Annotated in this window: 20 protein-coding genes; 6 read left to right on the top strand and 14 right to left on the bottom strand. The window is 67.0% G+C overall.

The genetic code is table 11. The annotated features are described in order from the left end of the window. Positions 1 to 50: 50 nt before the first annotated feature. From AC13F7_RS04885 to pdeM, 4 genes are read left to right on the top strand one after another with little or no spacing between them, the layout of a single operon-like run. Complete coding sequence (locus tag AC13F7_RS04885) at positions 51 to 1,058, top strand: ligase-associated DNA damage response exonuclease (protein ID WP_481468882.1); 1,008 nt, start codon at positions 51 to 53, stop codon at positions 1,056 to 1,058. Next, positions 1,055 to 2,659 carry an ATP-dependent DNA ligase gene (locus AC13F7_RS04880; protein ID WP_481468884.1) on the top strand — a complete coding sequence of 535 codons (1,605 nt, stop codon included), beginning with the start codon at positions 1,055 to 1,057 and terminating at the stop codon, positions 2,657 to 2,659. Before AC13F7_RS04885 ends, AC13F7_RS04880 begins: the two co-directional genes overlap by 4 nt. 14 nt (positions 2,660 to 2,673) lie before the next feature. Then, positions 2,674 to 5,121, top strand: a complete 2,448-nt coding sequence (locus AC13F7_RS04875; protein WP_482999497.1) for a ligase-associated DNA damage response DEXH box helicase — start codon at positions 2,674 to 2,676, stop codon at positions 5,119 to 5,121. After that, positions 5,111 to 5,755: a ligase-associated DNA damage response endonuclease PdeM gene (gene pdeM / locus AC13F7_RS04870; RefSeq protein ID WP_481468886.1), complete on the top strand. Its 645-nt coding sequence runs from the start codon at positions 5,111 to 5,113 to the stop codon at positions 5,753 to 5,755. Before AC13F7_RS04875 ends, pdeM begins: the two co-directional genes overlap by 11 nt. Positions 5,756 to 5,788: 33 nt before the next feature. On the opposite strand, the gene AC13F7_RS04865 is transcribed toward pdeM, so the two are convergent. The 8 genes from AC13F7_RS04865 to AC13F7_RS04830 all read right to left on the bottom strand — a co-directional run bounded on the left by AC13F7_RS04865 (position 5,789) and on the right by AC13F7_RS04830 (position 11,541). Continuing rightward, on the bottom strand, positions 5,789 to 6,061 hold the full coding sequence (locus tag AC13F7_RS04865) for a hypothetical protein (RefSeq protein ID WP_481468888.1): 273 nt from the start codon (positions 6,059 to 6,061) through the stop codon (positions 5,789 to 5,791). Positions 6,062 to 6,317: 256 nt separating this feature from the next. After that, positions 6,318 to 7,565 carry an FAD-dependent oxidoreductase gene (locus AC13F7_RS04860; RefSeq protein ID WP_482999415.1) on the bottom strand — a complete coding sequence of 416 codons (1,248 nt, stop codon included), beginning with the start codon at positions 7,563 to 7,565 and terminating at the stop codon, positions 6,318 to 6,320. Positions 7,566 to 7,629: 64 nt separating this feature from the next. Further along, positions 7,630 to 7,836: a transcription antiterminator/RNA stability regulator CspE gene (gene cspE, locus AC13F7_RS04855; protein ID WP_019183439.1), complete on the bottom strand. Its 207-nt coding sequence runs from the start codon at positions 7,834 to 7,836 to the stop codon at positions 7,630 to 7,632. A gap of 88 nt (positions 7,837 to 7,924) precedes the next feature. After that, positions 7,925 to 8,671: an S-methyl-5'-thioinosine phosphorylase gene (locus tag AC13F7_RS04850; protein WP_482999414.1), complete on the bottom strand. Its 747-nt coding sequence runs from the start codon at positions 8,669 to 8,671 to the stop codon at positions 7,925 to 7,927. Beyond that, positions 8,671 to 9,225 carry a hypoxanthine-guanine phosphoribosyltransferase gene (locus AC13F7_RS04845; protein WP_482999413.1) on the bottom strand — a complete coding sequence of 185 codons (555 nt, stop codon included), beginning with the start codon at positions 9,223 to 9,225 and terminating at the stop codon, positions 8,671 to 8,673. Before AC13F7_RS04845 ends, AC13F7_RS04850 begins: the two co-directional genes overlap by 1 nt. Next, complete coding sequence (gene nagZ, locus AC13F7_RS04840) at positions 9,225 to 10,232, bottom strand: beta-N-acetylhexosaminidase (protein WP_482999412.1); 1,008 nt, start codon at positions 10,230 to 10,232, stop codon at positions 9,225 to 9,227. Before nagZ ends, AC13F7_RS04845 begins: the two co-directional genes overlap by 1 nt. Before the next feature lie 67 nt (positions 10,233 to 10,299). Continuing rightward, positions 10,300 to 10,992: a DsbA family oxidoreductase gene (locus tag AC13F7_RS04835; RefSeq protein ID WP_482999411.1), complete on the bottom strand. Its 693-nt coding sequence runs from the start codon at positions 10,990 to 10,992 to the stop codon at positions 10,300 to 10,302. A 45-nt stretch (positions 10,993 to 11,037) separates the two neighbouring features. Beyond that, positions 11,038 to 11,541 carry a CYTH domain-containing protein gene (locus AC13F7_RS04830; protein WP_481468898.1) on the bottom strand — a complete coding sequence of 168 codons (504 nt, stop codon included), beginning with the start codon at positions 11,539 to 11,541 and terminating at the stop codon, positions 11,038 to 11,040. 78 nt (positions 11,542 to 11,619) lie between these two features. On the opposite strand from AC13F7_RS04830, the gene AC13F7_RS04825 reads away from it, so the two are divergent. Next, complete coding sequence (locus AC13F7_RS04825) at positions 11,620 to 12,231, top strand: hypothetical protein (RefSeq protein WP_482999410.1); 612 nt, start codon at positions 11,620 to 11,622, stop codon at positions 12,229 to 12,231. A 12-nt stretch (positions 12,232 to 12,243) separates the two neighbouring features. Here the strand turns inward: AC13F7_RS04825 and rlmD are convergent, their stop codons facing one another. Further along, the gene (rlmD, locus tag AC13F7_RS04820) at positions 12,244 to 13,578 is read right to left on the bottom strand and encodes a 23S rRNA (uracil(1939)-C(5))-methyltransferase RlmD (RefSeq protein WP_482999409.1); all 1,335 of its coding nucleotides are present in this window, start codon (positions 13,576 to 13,578) and stop codon (positions 12,244 to 12,246) included. A 137-nt stretch (positions 13,579 to 13,715) separates the two neighbouring features. Here rlmD and AC13F7_RS04815 point away from each other — a divergent pair, with 137 nt between their 5' ends. Next, a complete protein-coding gene (locus tag AC13F7_RS04815) occupies positions 13,716 to 14,450 on the top strand; it encodes an Hpt domain-containing response regulator (protein ID WP_482999408.1) in 735 nt (244 codons plus the stop codon). A 69-nt stretch (positions 14,451 to 14,519) separates the two neighbouring features. Here the strand turns inward: AC13F7_RS04815 and recO are convergent, their stop codons facing one another. From recO to lepB, 5 genes are read right to left on the bottom strand one after another with little or no spacing between them, the layout of a single operon-like run. Then, complete coding sequence (gene recO / locus AC13F7_RS04810) at positions 14,520 to 15,245, bottom strand: DNA repair protein RecO (protein WP_482999407.1); 726 nt, start codon at positions 15,243 to 15,245, stop codon at positions 14,520 to 14,522. Between the two features lie 32 nt (positions 15,246 to 15,277). After that, positions 15,278 to 16,174 (bottom strand): GTPase Era, encoded by an 897-nt coding sequence (gene era / locus AC13F7_RS04805; protein ID WP_346471785.1) that lies wholly within the window; start codon positions 16,172 to 16,174, stop codon positions 15,278 to 15,280. Then, entirely contained in the window at positions 16,171 to 16,851 is a 681-nt protein-coding gene (gene rnc / locus AC13F7_RS04800; RefSeq protein WP_259259534.1) for a ribonuclease III, read from the bottom strand. Before rnc ends, era begins: the two co-directional genes overlap by 4 nt. Next, positions 16,841 to 17,224, bottom strand: coding sequence for a DUF4845 domain-containing protein (locus tag AC13F7_RS04795; RefSeq protein WP_482999406.1), 384 nt, complete (start codon positions 17,222 to 17,224; stop codon positions 16,841 to 16,843). The genes rnc and AC13F7_RS04795 overlap by 11 nt, the downstream gene beginning before the upstream one ends. A 33-nt stretch (positions 17,225 to 17,257) precedes the next feature. Further along, on the bottom strand, positions 17,258 to 18,052 hold the full coding sequence (gene lepB, locus AC13F7_RS04790) for a signal peptidase I (RefSeq protein ID WP_123730522.1): 795 nt from the start codon (positions 18,050 to 18,052) through the stop codon (positions 17,258 to 17,260). Positions 18,053 to 18,148: the final 96 nt, after the last annotated feature.

The following is an 18,148-nucleotide window of genomic DNA, read 5'->3' as shown; positions in this document are numbered from 1 at the left end:
GTTCATGCGGATTCTCACCTCCTGCACGAGGGCGGCGGCACAGTGCAGGCATGAACGTGGATGCCGACAACGACGACCTGGTGGTGCTGCGCCCGGAGGGCCTCTACTGCCCGGCCGGTGATTTCCATATCGATCCCTGGCGCCCGGTACCGCGGGCGGTGATCACGCACGGCCATGGCGATCACGCGCGCAACGGGATGGGCCACTACCACTGCACCACACAGACCCTGCCGATCCTGCGCTGGCGGCTGGGCGATGTGGACTGCACCGCACATGATTACGGTGAGCGCTTCACGCTGGGCGACACCGACGTCTCGCTGCATTCGGCCGGGCATGTGCTTGGCTCGGCGCAGGTGCGGATCGCGCATGCCGGACGGGTCTGGGTGGCATCGGGCGACTACAAGCGCCAGCACGATCCGAGCTGCGACCCATTCGAGGTGGTGCCCTGCGACACCTTCATCACCGAAGCGACGTTCGGCCTGCCGGTCTACCGCTGGCCGGACACCGCCCAGGTCGCCGCCGACATCGTGGCCTGGCGGCGCGAGTGCGAAGCGCGCGGCGAGGCGGCCGTGCTGCTGTGCTACGCGCTCGGCAAAGCGCAGCGGATCCTTGCCGAACTGCTGCCACTGGATGACCAGCCCGCCCTGCTGCATGGCGCGATCGCCACCGGTGTCGCGGTCTATCGCCAGGCCGGCATTCCCATGTTGGCCACCGAGCCGGTCAGCGAACAGGCGCGCGGCGCCGAGTTCGCCGGCAAGCTGATTCTTGCTCCACCCTCGGCCGCCGGGAGCGCGTGGATGCGCCGCTTCAAGCGCGCGCAGCTGGGCTTTGCCTCGGGCTGGATGCGGGTGCGTGGCAACCGCCGCCGGCGCAACTACGATCGCGGCTTTGTGGTCTCCGATCACGCCGACTGGCCCGACCTGCTGCGCACCATCGCCGAGACCGGCGCACGCCGCGTCATCGCCACCCACGGCAATACCGATGCGCTGATCCGGTTCCTGCGCGAGCGGGGTGTCGCCGCCGAGGCCTTCGCCACCGGCTACGGGGACGAAGAATGAAACGCTTCGCCGCGCTTTACAGCGAACTGGACCGCAGCACCGCCACCGGCGACAAGCGCGCTGCGCTGGTGCGCTACTTCCAGCAGGCGCCTGCGCACGACGCGGCATGGGCCCTGTTCCTGTTGGCCGGCGGCAAGGTAACCAGTGCGCGGCAGAAGATCGCCGGCAATGCCGAACTGCGCGCGTGGGTAGCCGAGATGTCCGACACACCGGCGTGGCTGGTGGACGACAGCTACGACCAGGTCGGCGATCTGGCCGAGACACTCACCCTGCTGATGGACGATCCGCTGCAGACCGGTGCGGATATCGCGCTCGCCGACTGGATCGAGCAGAAGCTGCTGCCGGTCGCCAATCAACCCGAGCCGGTGCGCCACGCCGCGATCACGCAGGCGTGGCAACAGCTTGCCTTCGACGAGCGGCTGGTGTTCAACAAGCTGCTGACCGGCGCGCTGCGCGTGGGGGTGTCACAGCGGCTGGTGCAGCAGGCACTGGCCGAATGGTCCGGCATCGATATCGCGCGCATCGCACAGCGCATGCTGGGCACATGGGTACCCACGCCCGGCCTGCTGGCCGCGTTGCTGTCCCCGGAAGAGCGGCCGGAAGATCGCCAGCAGCCCTACCCCTTCTTCCTGGCCTCCCCCCTTGAGGCGGAGGTCGACACGCTCGGACCGATCGACGACTGGCTGCTGGAGTGGAAATGGGACGGTATCCGCCTTCAGGTCCTGCGCCGCCAGGGTGAGGTCGCGCTGTGGTCGCGCGGCGAAGAACGCCTGGATGGCCGCTTCCCGGAGATTGAAGCGGCGGCGATGGCCTTGCCCGATGGCTGTGTGATCGATGGCGAGTTGCTGGCCTGGGCCGACGGCGATGATCTGCCGTTGCCCTTCACCGCGCTGCAGACGCGCATCCAGCGCCTCAAGCCTGGCCCGAAGACGCTGCGCGATACGCCGGTGCGTGTGCTCGCCTACGATCTGCTTGAACTGGGTGGTGACGACCTGCGCGCTTGGCCGCTCGCACAACGGCGGGCGCGCCTGGCCGAGGTGCTTGCCGCGCTGGACGACCCCCGCCTGATGCTGTCGCCGGCGGTCCGCGTGGCGGATTGGAGCGAGGCAGCCGCGCAGCGCGATCTGGCCCGCGAGCGCGGTGTGGAAGGGCTGATGCTCAAACGCGGCGACTCTGTCTACCAGGCCGGGCGCCGACGCGGCGACTGGTGGAAGTGGAAGATCGCCCCGCTGACGATCGATGCAGTGATGATCTACGCGCAGTCCGGCCACGGCCGGCGCAGCACGCTCTACACCGATTACACCTTCGGGGTGTGGGACGGCGAAACGCTGGTGCCGGTGGCCAAGGCATACTCGGGTCTGGACGACAAGGAAATCCTGGCGCTGGACCGCTGGATCCGCGCGAACACGATCGAGCGCTTCGGGCCAGTGCGCAGCGTGCGTGGCGAGCAGGTGTTCGAGCTTGGCTTCGAAGCGGTGAACCGCAGCAAACGGCACAAATCCGGCATCGCCGTACGCTTCCCGCGCATCCTGCGCTGGCGGCATGACAAGCCGGCCAGCGAGGCCGACACGCTGGCCCAGCTGCAGGCGCTGGCGCGGTGACCCGACGCGAGGCCATGGCCCGCCTGACGGCATGGTTCGCCAGCCGGGGCTGGGCGCCACTGCCCTTCCAGAAAGCGATGTGGCGGCACTACCTGGCCGGCGAGTCCGGCCTGTTGCATACCCCGACGGGCAGCGGCAAGACGCTGGCGATGTTCGGTGGTCCGCTGCTGCAGGCGCTCAACGATCCACCCCCGCGTACCACCCGCGGCCGCGCAAAGACTCCGGTACCGGTCCTGCAGGTACTGTGGATCACCCCGCTTCGCGCACTGGCCGCCGACACGGCGCGCGCGCTGCGTGAGCCGCTGGATGCCCTCGGGTTGGGCTGGCAGGTGGGCCTGCGTACCGGCGATGCCAGCGCGCGCGACAAGCGGCTGGCGCGCGAGGGCCGCCTCGATGTGCTGGTCACCACGCCGGAGTCGCTGGCGCTGTTGCTCAGCTATCCCGACACGATGGCGCGCCTGCAGCACCTGCGCTGCGTGGTGGTGGATGAGTGGCATGAACTGCTGGGCAACAAGCGTGGCGTGCTGCTGCAGTTGAACCTGCGCCGCCTGCGTGATGCCCTGCCCGCGCTGCAGGTGTGGGGGCTGTCGGCAACGCTGGGCAACCTGGACGAAGCACGCGAGGTGCTGTTGCCCGATGTGCCCGATGCCCCGCTGGTGGCCGGCGCGCGGCCGCGCCCGATCAGTGTGGAGACGCTGCTGCCCGCTCAGGGCGAGCGCTTCCCGTGGGCAGGCCACCTGGGTCTGTCGCAGTTGCAGCGCGTGCTGGAAAAACTGCTGACAGTGCACACCAGCCTGCTGTTCACCAACACGCGTGCCCACGCCGAGCTCTGGCATCAGGCGCTGTCTGCGGTGTGGCCGGAAGACCCGGACACACTCGCGCTGCATCACGGCTCGCTCGACCCGGCCCTGCGCCGCGCTGCCGAGGAAGGCCTGCGCGAAGGCCGGCTGCGCTGCGTGGTGGCAACCTCCAGTCTGGACCTCGGCGTTGATTTCCCCAGTGTCGATCAGGTGCTGCAGATCGGCAGCCCCAAGGGCATCGCACGTCTGCTGCAGCGTGCGGGGCGCGCCAGACATCGCCCCGGCGAATCCGGGCACATCGTGTGTGTGCCTTCGCATGCGCTGGAGCTGGTCGAGTATGCCGCGGCACGTCGCGCGCTGGCCCAAGGGCACATCGAAGCACGACGACCACTACGGTTGTCGCTGGATGTACTGGCGCAGCATGCGGTGAGCTGCGCGCTCGGCGGTGGCTTCGACCCCGATGCGCTGTTCGACCAGGTACGACGCACGCATGCCTTCGCCGGGCTGGACCGCGCGCACTGGGAGGGCGTGCTGGAGTTCATCGTGCAGGGCGGGCGCGCGCTGTCGCAGTACCCGGACTTCCACAAGGTCGTGCGCGATGACGATGGCCTGTATCGCGTACATGACCGCCGCGTCGCGCTGCGGCATCGACTGTCGATCGGCACCATCACCAGCGATGGCAGCGTCATGGTGCAGTTCCTGCGCGGCGGCCGGCTCGGCGCAGTGGAGGAACAGTTCCTCAGCCGGTTGCGCCCCGGCGACCGCTTCCAGTTCGCCGGCCGCCTGCTGGAGCTGGTGCGCCTGGAGAATCTGACCGCCTACGTGCGCGTGGCACGCGGCGGCGATGGCGTGGTGCCGCGCTGGCAGGGCGGTCGGCTGCCACTCTCCGAAGCGCTGGGGCATGAAATGGAGACCGTGCTGGCCAGCCCACCGGACAGCCCTGAGCTGCAATGGCTGGTGCCGCTGTTGTCACTGCAGGCACGCCTGTCCGCGCTGCCCGCACCGGATCGGTTACTGGTGGAGCATGTCCGCCGCCGCGAGGGCCAGTTCGTGTTCGTGTATCCCTTCGCCGGGCGGCAGGTCAATGAAGGACTGGCCGCCTTGATGGCGATGCGCTGGACACGGCTGCACACCAATACCTTCGGCTACGCGGCAAACGACTATGGCTTCGTACTCTCACCTGCGCGCGCTGTCGAAATCGATGCGGCGGGCGTGCGCGCGCTGCTTGAGCCGGAGGGCTTGCTCAGGGACCTGCGCGAGAGCCTCAACCTGGGTGAGCTCGCACGACGCCAGTTCCGCGACATCGCGCGCGTGTCCGGCATGCTGGTGCCAGCCTTGCCAGGACGCACGCCGCGCAGCCTGCGTCAGCTGCAGGCCTCCAGTGGATTGCTGTACGACGTGCTGCGCCAGCACGATCCGGATCACATCCTGCTGACGCTGGCCGAACACGAAGTGCTGCACGATCAACTCGATCTTGACAGTCTGGCCCGCGCGCTGTCGTCCTGCCAGGCACGCACACTGAGCCTGCAACACCCCACCAGCCTCGGACCGCTGTCTTTCCCGCTGTGGGCCGAGCGTTTGCGCGGTCAGCTCAGCAACGAAGACTGGAAGACCCGCGTACTGCGCGCGGCACAGCAATTGGAGAAACGTCATGGCGCCTGAGCTGCCGATCCACCTCGCTGGCGAAACGGTGCACCTGCTGGGCGCGCGTGCGATGTACTGGCCTGCGCGGCACGGCTTGTTGATCGCCGATCTGCATCTGGGCAAGGCCGATCTGTTCCGGCGCGCAGGCATCGGTCTGCCCCGGGGTGGCACGCAGGATGATCTGGAGCAGTTGGGCCGGTTGCTGCAACAGCACGACGTGCGCCAACTGTGGATCCTGGGCGACGTGCTGCATGGCGCAGCGCATCGCGCGGCGTGGTACCGCCAGTGGCAGGGCTGGCGCGAGCAGCACCCGGACCTGTGGATCGGCGCGCTTGAAGGCAATCACGACCGCGTGCTGCCCAAGGCAGACCTGGGTATCGAGTTGCTCGGCGAGCGTGTGCAGGAAGGCCCCTTTCTGCTCCGTCATGCGCCACAGCCGCATCCGGGACTGCACGTGCTGTGTGGCCATCTGCATCCACTGGCACGCCTGCCGGGCATGCAACGGCGCTGGCCGGCGTTCTGGTTGCGCGAAAGACTGACGATACTGCCGGCGTTCTCCCGGTTCACCGCAGGCATTGCGCCCGTCATGGACGCCGGAGAGCGCCTGGTGGCCTGCGTCGAAGACCAGGCCATCGCACTGCCGGCGCACTAGCCTGGCCAGCGCGCAACGGCATGCACCGCATGCTCAGGCGGCCGAAGCCACCAGCAGGTCCGGCATCAACCGGATATCCGGTGCATTCGGATTGGGACGCACCGGTTGCCGCTGGATCGCGGTCAGCATGTCGTGTGCGGCGGCACGGATGCGCGGATGGTGCTCCGGCACGGCGTGCGTAATGAGGCTGGTGACATGGAATTCGAACACGTCTTCCATCACATCCGGCTGATCCTCATGCAGCATCTGCAGTAGTCCGCGAAGTTTGCGGATTTCACTTTCCAGAGTTTCGGCCGAGAACAGCATTTCAATCTCCTTGGGTTGCGATCGGTCCAAAGGACCGTGAGTCGCAAACGCAGCCCCACAGTACCACCGGTCGGTGGCGCTACTCCTGGCGATCAGGAATCGGACAGAGCACCAGCGGAAGCAACATGACGCGTATCGAACACGCACACGCCTGCTGCGTTTGCCTGAGTGTTGTCCCATGCGGGCGGTGAGTCCACCGTCAATGAATGTTATTCACGCCTTCACATCGCCGCGCATGCAGTGCTGCGCGTGGTTATCAGCTGATGCGATCACGCGCGTGTGCGTCGCCCAATGCGTCGACGAATCCTGGTGACAACGGCAAGCGCCCCAGCCAACCGCGCTGTGTGCCACTGAGCACGCGCAACATGTGGCCGCGCCCACCCGGCATGCGCCCCATGGGCTGGAACAGCACATCACGTGCGCGCGCCAAGGCATCACGGTTTGACTGGAACAACGGCGTCAGCCATCGGCTCCAGTACTGGTAGATCGCCACGTGCGCGCGCCGTTGTACCTGGTAGGCCTGCAGTGCGGCCTCCAACGCTCCGTGCGCGCGCAGGGCATCGCGCAGGGCCAGTGCGTCCATCAGCGCCATGTTCACCCCCTGCCCCAGCTGCGGGCTCATCGCATGCGCGGCATCGCCAGCCAGCACCAGCCGCTCGCGATGCCAGCACGACATCACTGCATCGCGATAGCCCGCGCGAGCCAGCTGGTTCGGCTCACGCACACCGGCCAGGCGCGCGTGCGCCTGCGGCCACAAGGTCGCGATCTCATCGAGCCAGCGTGCCATCCCGTCGCGTTCCCACTGCGCGAACTGGTCACGCGGCAGGCTCCAGAAAAAACTCAACTGCGGTGCATCATGGCCGGGACGGGTGCCGACCGGCAGCAGCCCGATCATCTTGCGGGCCGCGACATAACGTTGGCGCAGCTCATCCACGTGCGGCCAATCCTCACGCGGCAACAGGCACCACAACGCTCCCCACGGGTATTCGCGGTCAAGCGTGCTGGCCTGCACCTGCGTGCGCAGCGTCGAGGCCGCACCATCGGCAGCAATCACCAGATCGTAGGGGCCATGCCAGCCCCCGCGCGCATCGCGCAGTCGCCCCGTCGTGGCATCCACCGTCACGATTGCCGTATCTGGCTGAAGATTGCCGGGGTGGTCCCACGCCTCGGCCAGCAGCGAGAACAACGCACCCCGCTGCATTCCCACGCCATGCAACCGCTCATCAAGCTGCGCATACCGCATGTCCATCACCGCGCGTCCGCACGGCGTCTCGCCGTACAGCCGTCGCACGCTGGCGCCGTGGCGCAGCACATCGGGCAGCAGCCCCATCTGCCACAGCACGTCCAGGCCGCTGGGCTGCAGCAGGAAACCGGCGCCGACCGGGCCGGGTGTTGCGGCACGCTCGAACACGTGCACATCGTGATGATCGCGTGAAAGCAGGATCGACAGTGCCTGCCCGGCGGTGCCGTAGCCGACGATGGCGATGGTGCGGCGTGGAGACATGCGTGTACTCACTGATGAAAAAAAACCCCGCCGAAGCGGGGTTTTCAATGCGCAGCCGAGAGAATCACTCAGCCGGCACGATGTTCGAGGCTTGGGCGCCCTTCGGGCCCTGGGTCACGTCATAGGTGACCTTCTGGCCTTCCTGCAGACTGCGGAAGCCCTTGGAGTTGATCGCGGAGAAGTGCGCGAAGACGTCGGCGCTGCCGTCCTCCGGCGAGATAAAGCCAAATCCCTTGGCGTCGTTGAACCACTTGACGGTACCGTTCGGCATGGTGATGCGAGACCTTCTTCTATGAATGGGTGGTGTACGCTCAACCAGCGCACTGGCGGAGTATGCAAACCTTGTACCGGAATGACAATCACCCCCGTGCCAATTCACCGATCAATTCGGGCAGGCCGGAGGAGGCAGCGTCCACATTGGCCAGCACTTCGGCCATCGTGATTTCATCGCCATCGCCACAGCCGGCGGCCCAGTTGGCCACGATCGCCAGGCACGCATAGTCCAGGCCGAGCTCGCGGGCCAGGCTGGCTTCGGGCATGCCGGTCATGCCCACCAGATCACAGCCATCACGGCGCATGCGCGCGATTTCGGCATTGGTTTCCAGCCGTGGGCCCTGAGTGGCGCCATAGCAGCCGCCGTCCTGCAGGCGTACGCCAGTGACTTTCGCCGCGGCCAGTACCTTGCTGCGCAGCATCGGCGTGTACGGATGGCCGAAGTCCACGTGCACCACCTCGGTGCCCGGTTCTTCGCACAGGGTAGAGATGCGGCCCCAGGTGTAATCGATCAACTGGTCCGGGCAGGCCAGCACGCGTGGGCCGAAGTGCTCGGTGATCCCGCCCACGGTGTTCAGCGCCAGCACGCGCTGCGCACCGATCTGCTGCAGCGCGGCGAGATTGGCGCGGTAGTTGATCTTGTGCGGCGGCAGCGAATGGCCTTCGCCATGACGCGCCAGGAAGGCCACGCGCTGGCCCAGCAGCGTGCCGACGCGGATCGGACCGGACGGCGTGCCGTAGCGCGTCTCGACCTGATGACTGCTTACATCGTCGAGCTGGGCCAGCTTGTAGACGCCGGTGCCGCCGATGACGGCGAGAGAGATGTGCTCCATCATTCCTTCATCGCGTAGATGGCCGGCACGCAGCGCAGCGTCTCATTGACGTCCATGCCGAACCCGAACACATAGCGGTCCGGCAGGTCGATGCCGGCATAGTCGGCTTTGACGTCCGGCAGTGCGCGGTCGTGCAGCTTGACCGTCAGCGCGGCGATGCGCACATCCGTGGCGCCCTGCTCCAGGCACCAGGTGCGCACGCCCTGCAGCGTGTAACCCTCGTCGAGGATGTCGTCGACCAGCAGCACGCGGCGACCGAACAGCGAGGTGGCCGGCTTGTGCTTCCAGACCAGGTCACCGCCGGTGGTTTCACCGCGGTAGCGGGTGGCGTGCAGGTAATCGAACTGCACATCCTGGCCACGTGCGCCCAGCTCCAGCGCGAGCTGGCCGGCGAACGGCAGCGCGCCGTGCATGATCGACATGAACAGCGGGACCTCGCCCTTGTAATCGCGCGCAATGGCGTCAGCGATGCCAGCGATGGCCTTGTCGATGGTGGGACGATCGACCAGCAGGTCGGCCTGGGCCAGGGCCTGGGAAATGGTGAGGTTGGGCATCAGACGGTTCTTCCAAGGGTGTCAAGCAAACGGGATTGGGTAGTGCCATGGCGGGAATCGGCCAACAGGCCGTCCCAGCCCAGCGCGCCACGGCCGATCAGGCCGAGCAGCGCAGCAGTGTTGAGGGTGCGGCCTTCGACCGCGCGCAGCGATTCTTCCACCAGTTCGGGGTGGCAGACCAGCACCACGTCACAGCCGGCATCCAGATGCGCATCCACGCGCGCCTTCACGCCACCGGCCGAGAACGAGGCGGCCATGCCGATGTCGTCGGAGAAGACCACGCCACGGAAGCCCATCTCCTCGCGCAGGATCTGCTGGATCCAGCGTGGCGAGTAGCCGGCCGGTTCCGGCGCGACCTGCGGGTAGACCACGTGGGCCATCATCACCGCATCGGCGCCGGCAGTGATGCCGGCCGCGAACGGAATCAGGTCCAGCGCGCGCAGTTCATCGAGCGAACGCGGGTCGCTGGCATCGTGGAAATGGGTATCTTCCAGCACGGTGCCGTGCCCGGGGAAATGCTTGAGCGTGGCGGCCATGCCGACGCTGTGCATGCCGCGCACATAGGCGGCGGTGAACGCAGCGACGACCTGCGGGTCCGCGCTGAACGCGCGATCGCCGATGGCCAGGTTGCCACGGCCCAGATCGACCACGGGGGCGAAACTGAGGTCCACGCCGCTGGCACGTACTTCGCTGGCCATCAGCCAGGCATGCTGCTCGGCCAGGGCCAGCGCAGCCTCGGGATCGGTGGCATACAGGGCATCGAAGCCCTGCAGCGGCGGCAGCGCACTGTAACCCTCACGGAAGCGCTGCACGCGACCGCCTTCCTGGTCCACGCAGATCAGCTGCGGGCGCGGCGCGGCGGCGCGGATGGCCGCCGACAGCTCGCCCACCTGCTCACGCGAGGCGAAATTGCGCTTGAACAGGATGACGCCGGCCACGGCGTCGTGCTGCAGCCATTCGCGTTCCTGGGCGGTGAGTTCGGTCCCGGCAACGCCGATCACGAGCATGGGATGTCTCCAATACGGGGCGCCACGATGGCGCACCGCCGCATTGTCGCAGAACCCGCGCGCAGCGTCAGACCTTGCAGCCGTCCGGGCCGCAGTCATCGCCTTGCCCACCAGCCCCTGCTGGCGGGCTCTGCGCTGCGATCTGGCGCAACGCCTCGGCGAAGGCCTCGGCCGGCTGGGCACCCTGGATGGCGTACTGATCGTTGATCACAAAGGTGGGCACCGACTGAATACCCAGTGCCTGCGCCTGGGCAAGCTGGGCCTGGATCTCCTCCAGCCCTTCCTCACCCGCCAGCAGCCCGGTGATGCGTTCGGCGCTGAGGCCACCGGCGGCGCCGGCGGCGATCAGGGTCTGCGGCTCGGCCAGATTGCGGCCCTCCACAAAATGCGCGCGGAACAGCGCCTCGCCGACCGCCGCCTGGACGCCTTCACGCCCGGCCAGCCACATCAACCGATGTGCGGGCAGCGTGGTCACCCGGACCTGGCCCTGGTCGAAATCCATCGGCAGCCCTTCGGCGCGTGCCGTGGTCTGGGTCTGGGTCAGGATCTGCTGGGTGCGCTCTGCGCTGCCGAACTTGGCCTCGTAGGCCTCGCGCAGCGGTACAGGGGTGGTTCCCGCGTCGGGATCCAGCAGGAAGGGGTGCCAGTGCACCTCCACCTCGGGGGCGTCATCACCCAACAGCGCCAGACCCTGCTGGAACCGGTGCTTGCCGATCCAACACCAGGGGCACACCACATCCGACCAGATATCGATTTTCATCCGGCCAGATTGTGGGTGCTGCCGGGCGTTTACAAGGTCTACCGGTCAGCCGCGTTCAGCACTGGACCAGCGCGAGAAGGGATGCGCGGCCAGCGCCAGGTTGTAGTAGCGGACCTGGTCGGTGACTTCAGCGCCGGCCCAGTCGGGCAGCGTGATCGCCTGATCGGCGTGCTCGAGCTCGACCTCGGCCACCACCAGCCCGGCGTTCTCGCCCAGGAATTCATCCACCTCCCAGACCAACCCCTCGTGTTCAACCAGGTGCCGACGCTTGTCGATCAGCCCACCGACACACAGCGCCAGCAGCGCGCGCGCATCCTCCACCGGAATCGGGTAATCGAACTCCTGCCGGGTGTGCCCGATCTCGCGCGATTTCATGTTGAGGAAGGCCTGCTCGCCCTGTATGCGCACGCGCACCGAGGCCTTCTGTGCGCCGCTGTCCAATGCGGCGGTGTCGTTGAGATAGCCCTGCGCCATCGGGATGACGGCGTGTGCCGCAGTGCGCCAGCCCTCACCGGTGACGAGGTATTTGCGTTCGATTTCAATGCCCATGCGCACAGTATGCGGCGATCACCGCACTGCGGCCACGGCCGGCTTCTATACTGGCCGGCTGCCCTGCATGGACGCCCGATGAAACCCCTTTTCCCCACCCTGTTGCTGACGCTGCTGCCACTGCCCGGGGTCGCCGCGACGCCACCGGCCCCTGCGCAGATCGAAGCGGCCATCATGGCCATGATCGACGCCGAGAAGAAGCCGGCCACCACTACCCAGGCGTTGATGCTGCAATCGATGTTCACCCCGCGCGGGTTCGAACATGGGCCGTGCTTTGCCAGCACGACGGTCACCGGTGCCTACGAGTGCCTGGTCGGCATGGAGATCGGGCTCAAGAACCGCTACCGGATGCTGCGCTTCGTTCCGCAGGGCATGGGCTGGACGATGCAGCGGGCTGATGTCGATGCGCCAGTTCCCCCGCGCGAGCGTGTCCGCGAACTGCTCATCGAACAGCTCGGTCATCGTGCCGCATCCATCACCGATGCCGCCACCCGCGACGAACTGCGCGCCTTCCAGCAGCGCGTGCAGATTCTTGCGGTCGACGACTGCGAACTGCACAGCACGCAGTCGCCGGAGATCCGCTGCGATGTCACCGCCGGGGATGATACCGAGCGCGGCACCCAACCGCAGACCTATGTGTTCGATGCACAAGGCCAGTGGCAGAACGCCGCGCCGGATGACGGCCGCTGAGGTCGAACGCCGTCAGCGCTTCTCGAACACCGCGATGCTTTCCACGTGCGCGGTGTGCGGGAACATGTCCATCGCGCCAGCCGAGACCAGGGTGAAGCCCTGCTCGTTGACCAGGTAGCCGGCATCGCGTGCCAGCGAGCCGGGATGGCAGCTCACGTAGACGATCCGCTTGAACTGCTTCAGCGGCAGCTGCTGCAGCACTTCGATGGCGCCTGAGCGCGGTGGATCCAGCAGCAGCTTGTCAAAGCCCTGGCGCATCCACGGGGCCTGCCGCTGGTCCTGGGTCAGGTCCGCGGCGTAGAACTCGGCATTCTCCAGCCCATTGCGGACCGCGTTCTCACGCGCACGCGCCACCAGGCCGGCATCGCCCTCCACGCCGACCACGTTGCGCACGGTACGCGCCAGCGGCAGAGTGAAATTGCCCAGGCCGCAGAACAGATCCAGCACGCGTTCGTCCGGGCCGGCATCAAGCAGGGCCAATGCATGGGCGATCATCTGTACGTTGAGCTTGGCGTTGACCTGGATGAAATCCAGCGGGCGGAACGCCAGCTCGACATCCCACGGTGCCAGCTTGAACGACAGCGGCACCTCGGCCGGCCACAGCGGGCGGACCGACTCCACGCCACCGGGCTGCAGCGAAATCGCGAAGCCGTGTTCCTGGCCGAAGGCGGTCCATGCAGCACGGTCGGCGTCGCTGAGCGGCTGCATGTGACGGATGGTCAGCATGATCGCGTCATCGCCGGCGATGAATTCGATCTGAGGGATATCGCGTTTGCCATCGAGCGTTTCGATGAACTCGGAGAGCACCCCGACCTTCATGCCGATCTCGGGAATCACGGTCAGGCACTGGCTCAGATCCGCGACGAAGCGCGGGTCCAGTTCACGGAAGCCGACCAGCGTCTTGTCCTTCTTCTCGACGCGGCGCACCGAGAAGCGGCCCTTGCGACGATAGCCCCAGCTGTCGCCGACCAGCGGCGGCAGCACGGTGCCCGGGGTGACGTGGCCGATCCGGGTCAGGTTGTCGATCAGCACCCGCTGCTTGGCCACGATCTGCTGCGACTCCTCCAGATGCTGCAGCACGCAGCCGGCGCAGACGCCGAAATGCGGGCAGCGCGGGGTCACCCGCTGCGGCGAGGCCTTCACCACCTCCACGGTCCGGGCTTCATCGAAATGTCGATTGCGCGCGGTCGGCTCGGCGGTCACCACCTCACCCGGCAGCGCGCCGGTGATGAAGGTGACCTTGCCACCCTCGCCGTCTCGGCGGGCAACGCCACGGCCGTCATGGCTGAGGTCGAGGATGTCGGTCTGGAAGGGGGTACGGTCGAGTCGGGAGCGGGTTCGGGCCACGTGGCAACAGGCTGCGGGCAAAAAGGGTGCGTATTGTCGCAGATACCAACTGCCGACTGACTTGCCGCCCGCTGAAACCGCTTGCATGCGAGGACTTCGCGTTTAATATGGAGGCAGCTGACATGGAGGCAGCCCAAATGCAGATGACCCCGAGGGATCCCATGCCCCGATTCCTGCTCGTCGAGGACGACACCATCAGCCGCGGCTTCTTCAAGGCCGCGCTGGAAACCCTGCCGGCGCAGGTGGATACCGCCGATTCGCTGGCCACGGCCATGGACCGCGCCCGCGGCAACCAGCACGACCTATGGCTTATCGACGTCAACCTGCCTGACGGCAATGGCACCCAGCTGCTGCAGGAACTGCGCCGCTCGCGCCCGGACACCCCGGCGCTGGCGCATACCGCCGACGGCGACACCTCGATCCACTCCCGCCTGCGCGATGCCGGTTTCAGTGAAACCCTGGTCAAGCCGCTGAGCCGCGAGCATCTGCTCAAGGCCGTCCGCCGCGCCTTGGTGCATACCGCTGGCAGTCTGTCCGCCCCGGCGGTTGCCGGGTCCGACGAGGTCGAAGGCGAGCGCCAGGACTGGGATGAAATCACTGCCCTGGCTGCGCTGAACGGGCAGCGCCACCACCTCATCGCGCTGCGTGAACTGTTCCTGGCCGAGTTGCCCGGCGTCCGCGACGCCGTGGCCCAGGCCCTGCGCGAGGACGATGTGCGGGCCCTGCGCGGGCAGTTGCATCGGCTGCAGGCCAGCTGCGGGTTCGTCGGCGCCGCACGCCTGGCTCGGGCAGTCCGTCAGCTGCACCAGGCGCCGGAGTCTACCGGTGCGCAGAGCCGCTTCCGCGTCGCGGTAGACGCCCTGCTGCAGTGAGCACGGGCGGCAGCCGGGGCACCGGCGCCGCGTGAGCCACCCCGCAACGGTGCAACGACCCGCCAGCGCCTACGTGCGCCGCCGGGCCAGGTCCTCCAGCATTTCCCATGATTTCAGCCCCCGCCCGCCCAGATGGTGCATCAGCACCGCGCGGATCGGCCGGCGCAGGCTGCCCAGATCCTCGGCACCGGGCATTTCATCGGCGGCCAACGCCAGCAGCGCGCTGCCGGTGGCGGTACCACGGCGCTGATCCACGCCCCGATCGCTGAGCAGCCGGCGAGGCCCCTCCTGCGGATCCAGCTCATACCGCGCCGCCGGATCGACCGGCTCGTCGTCGCTGCCGTGCAGCAGGTCGAAACCGAAGCCCAAGGCCTCCAGCAGGTCACGCTCGAAACGGCGCAGCGTCCAGGCCAAAGGCTCCCCGTCACGCAGCCGCGCACGCACCTGCGCGTAATGGTCGTACAGCTCGGGCAGCGGATCCTGGCGGGGCGCCAGCCGCATCATCAGTTCGTTGATATAGAACCCGGCCAGCATCGCTTCGCCGTTCAACCGCGGCGCGGCATCCAAGGCCTCGGCACCGCGCAGCTGGGCCAGCTCGCCCCGCTGCACGGCAGTGAGGCGGATCCACTGCAGCGGCTGCAGGGCCGCGCGCAACGCCTGGCTGCGCGGACTGGACACGCCCCGCGCGAGCACTCCGATCCGGCCGTACTGCTCGGTCAGCACCTCGACCAGCAGGCTGGTCTCCCGCCAGGCCCGGGCGTGCAGTACGAAGGCCGGCTCATCCTCGATGCGCATGACTCAACCGCCCCGGGGCCGGAGTGGCCGGCTTATTCGTAGCCGAACGCCTTGAGCGCGGCTTCGTCGTCGGACCAGCCTTCGCGCACGCGCACCCAGGTTTCCAGGAAGACCTTGGCCCCGAACAGGCGCTCCATCTGCAGGCGCGACTTGGCGCCGATCTCCTTCAGGCGGGTGCCGGCCTTGCCGATCACGATCGCCTTCTGGCCTTCGCGTTCGACCCAGATCACCGCGCCGATGCGCAGCAGGTTGCCGTCTTCGACAAAGCGCTCGATCTCGACCGTGGTCGCATACGGCAGCTCCTCGCCCAACTGGCGCATCAGCTGCTCGCGGACCAGCTCACCGGCGAGGAAGCGCTGGCTGCGGTCGGTGATCTCGTCCTCGCCGAACATCGGCGGGGCTTCCGGCAACAACTTCATCAGGTCGCGGACCAGCGATTCCAGGCCGTTGCGCTTCTGCGCCGAGATCGGGTGCACCGCCGCGAACGTGCGGCCTTCGGTGACCTGCTGCAGGAACGGCAGCAGCGCGCCCTTGTCCTTCAGGCGGTCGATCTTGTTGACCACCAGCACCACCGGGATGCCCGAGTCACTGAGCACGTTGAAGGCCAGGGTGTCTTCGTCATCCCAGCGGCCGGCCTCGATCACCAGCATGCCGGCATCCACGCCCTCCAGCGAGCCGCGCGCGGCGCGGTTCATCACCCGGTTCATGGCGCGCTTCTGCGCACGGTGCAGGCCGGGGGTATCGACCAGCACGATCTGGCCTTCCGGGTAACTGGCAATACCCAGCAACCGGTGCCGCGTGGTCTGCGGACGGTTGGAGACGATGCTGACCTTGGCGCCCACCAGGGCATTGGTCAGGGTGGATTTGCCGACGTTGGGGCGACCGATGACGGCCACGCTGCCGGAACGATGGGGGATAGCTTCGTTCACTTGGAATCCAGTTGCTCAAGGGCGGCGGCAGCCGCTTGTTGTTCGGCCAGCCGTCGCGAGGCACCTTCGCCTTCGGTGCTGACAGCGGGGTCGGTTACGCCGCAGCGTACCCGGAAGGTCTTGGCGTGATCGTCACCCGATTCTGACACCAGCTCGTACAGCGGCAACGCCTTCTGTCGGGCCTGCAGCCATTCCTGCAGGCGGGTCTTGGGGTCTTTCTCGGGCTTGCCGGTGGCCGGCAGGGCCTGCATCGAGGCCAGGAACCACGGCAGCACCACGGTCTGGCAGACGGCAAAGCCGGCATCGAGGTAGATCGCCGCGACCACCGCTTCCAGCGCGTCGGCCAGGATGGAGTCGCGACGGTGCCCGCCGGTCTTCATCTCGCCGGGCCCCAGGATCAGGCGATCGCCCAATTGCAGCTCGCGCGCGATCACCGCCAGCGCGCCTTCGCGCACCAGCTCGGCGCGGGCGCGGGTCAACGCGCCTTCGTCAGCCTTGGGCCAGCGTTCGTAAAGCGCCTGGGCCACCATCATGTTGACGATGCTGTCGCCGAGGAACTCCAGTCGCTCGTTGTTGGGCGAGCCGGCGCTGCGATGCGTCAAGGCCTGCTTGAGCAGGCCCGGATCGTTGAATGCGTGACCAATCAGGTCACCGCGTTGGAAGGTCTTAGTCGGCACCGCTACGGGTCAATTCCTGGTTCGAATCAAATTTGCCCACCACGTCCAGATTGCCGATCAGTTCCCGGCGCACTTCGTAGTAGACCTTCATGTTCCAGCCGCCATCGATACGATCAAACTTCACGTTGGCGGGCTTCACGTTCTCGGCGTAATTGATGTACAGACGCTTGAAGAACATGTCCTGGACGCGGCGCGGCTCCATGTTGCCCACGCCAGGTTCCTTGGCCAGGCTCTTCATCGCCGAACGTACGGCGTAGTACTCCTGGTACATCGGGAACAGCTTCATGCCGATGTACAGGCCAAAGGTGACCACGATCAACACCACCAGGAACGAGGTCAAGGTGATGCCGCGCTGCGATGTCATGCTCTTCATTGCGTTTCTCCCCAGATACGCGTGTGCCATGAATCAATGGATGGCCGTACCGATCCGCGACGGCTCGAAGCCGTCCTTGCAGAACCAGCCCGAGCAGTTCAGCCAGATCAGGAAGGCCTTGCCACGGAGATTCTCCTCCGGCAGCAGGCCCCAGAAGCGGCCGTCGTCACTATTGTCGCGGTTGTCGCCCATGACCAGGTACTTGCCAGCCGGCACGGTCCACTGGCCCTGCCCGCGAGCGTAATCGGTCTCGAGCACGGTGTGGGTGCGGCCCGGCAGGTGCTCGACCAGCAGCGAGCTGCCCTCGCCCTGGCCATTGTGGCCGGCGTACAGACCCTTGTTATCGTAGGTGACCGGCTCGCCATTGAGGATCAGCCCGTTGCCCTGGAATTCGATCTGGTCACCCGGCACGCCGATCACGCGCTTGATGAAGTTCTCGCCCTTGGCCGGATCGTTGTCCGAATGGCCCGGGAAATGGAACACCACCACATCGCCGCGCTTGGGTTCGCCGAACGGCACCACCTTGGCGTTGTTCAGCGGCAGGCGCAGGCCGTAGGAGAACTTGTTGACCAGGATGAAATCGCCGATCAGCAGGTTGGGCATCATCGAGCTGGACGGAATCTTGTACGGCTCGGCGATGAAGCTGCGCACCACCAGCACGATCGCCAGCACCGGGAAAAACGCCCGCGCGTAGTCGACCATCACCGGCTCGGTATCCAGCAGGCCGGCACGCTGGGCGCGGCGCTTGGCGAAATACAGCTTCTCGCCCAGCAGGATCAGGCCCGAGGCCAGCGTCAGTACGACCAGGAGGATCTCAAACAATTTCATGCAGTGTCCTTGGGAACGATTGCAGCGGTGCGGGGGTGGTTCCCTGCGCGCCCGGCGACACCGGGAGGGTGCCGCCTGCCGCCACCGGGAAGGCCA

The organism is Stenotrophomonas sp. K-6, from assembly GCF_056861555.1.
Note: the sequence above shows the minus strand (reverse complement) of the source record. Positions and strands in the feature narration are given on the sequence as shown.

Bases quoted from the DNA above. Each gene is read 5' to 3' on its own strand.
- nagZ (WP_482999412.1), bottom strand. From the start codon at position 10,232: ATGCTCGTGATCGGCGTTGCCGGGACCGAACTCACCGCCCAGGAACGC.
- AC13F7_RS04875 (WP_482999497.1), top strand. From the start codon at position 2,674: ATGGCCCGCCTGACGGCATGGTTCGCCAGCCGGGGCTGGGCGCCACTG.
- AC13F7_RS04830 (WP_481468898.1), bottom strand. From the start codon at position 11,541: ATGGGCATTGAAATCGAACGCAAATACCTCGTCACCGGTGAGGGCTGG.
- AC13F7_RS04845 (WP_482999413.1), bottom strand. From the start codon at position 9,225: ATGCCCAACCTCACCATTTCCCAGGCCCTGGCCCAGGCCGACCTGCTG.
- AC13F7_RS04815 (WP_482999408.1), top strand. From the start codon at position 13,716: ATGCAGATGACCCCGAGGGATCCCATGCCCCGATTCCTGCTCGTCGAG.
- recO (WP_482999407.1), bottom strand. From the start codon at position 15,245: ATGCGCATCGAGGATGAGCCGGCCTTCGTACTGCACGCCCGGGCCTGG.
- lepB (WP_123730522.1), bottom strand. From the start codon at position 18,052: ATGAAATTGTTTGAGATCCTCCTGGTCGTACTGACGCTGGCCTCGGGC.
- cspE (WP_019183439.1), bottom strand. From the start codon at position 7,836: ATGCCGAACGGTACCGTCAAGTGGTTCAACGACGCCAAGGGATTTGGC.
- AC13F7_RS04835 (WP_482999411.1), bottom strand. From the start codon at position 10,992: ATGAAAATCGATATCTGGTCGGATGTGGTGTGCCCCTGGTGTTGGATC.
- AC13F7_RS04865 (WP_481468888.1), bottom strand. From the start codon at position 6,061: ATGCTGTTCTCGGCCGAAACTCTGGAAAGTGAAATCCGCAAACTTCGC.
- AC13F7_RS04850 (WP_482999414.1), bottom strand. From the start codon at position 8,671: ATGGAGCACATCTCTCTCGCCGTCATCGGCGGCACCGGCGTCTACAAG.
- AC13F7_RS04795 (WP_482999406.1), bottom strand. From the start codon at position 17,224: ATGAAGAGCATGACATCGCAGCGCGGCATCACCTTGACCTCGTTCCTG.
- pdeM (WP_481468886.1), top strand. From the start codon at position 5,111: ATGGCGCCTGAGCTGCCGATCCACCTCGCTGGCGAAACGGTGCACCTG.
- AC13F7_RS04880 (WP_481468884.1), top strand. From the start codon at position 1,055: ATGAAACGCTTCGCCGCGCTTTACAGCGAACTGGACCGCAGCACCGCC.
- AC13F7_RS04825 (WP_482999410.1), top strand. From the start codon at position 11,620: ATGAAACCCCTTTTCCCCACCCTGTTGCTGACGCTGCTGCCACTGCCC.
- AC13F7_RS04885 (WP_481468882.1), top strand. From the start codon at position 51: ATGAACGTGGATGCCGACAACGACGACCTGGTGGTGCTGCGCCCGGAG.
- AC13F7_RS04860 (WP_482999415.1), bottom strand. From the start codon at position 7,565: ATGTCTCCACGCCGCACCATCGCCATCGTCGGCTACGGCACCGCCGGG.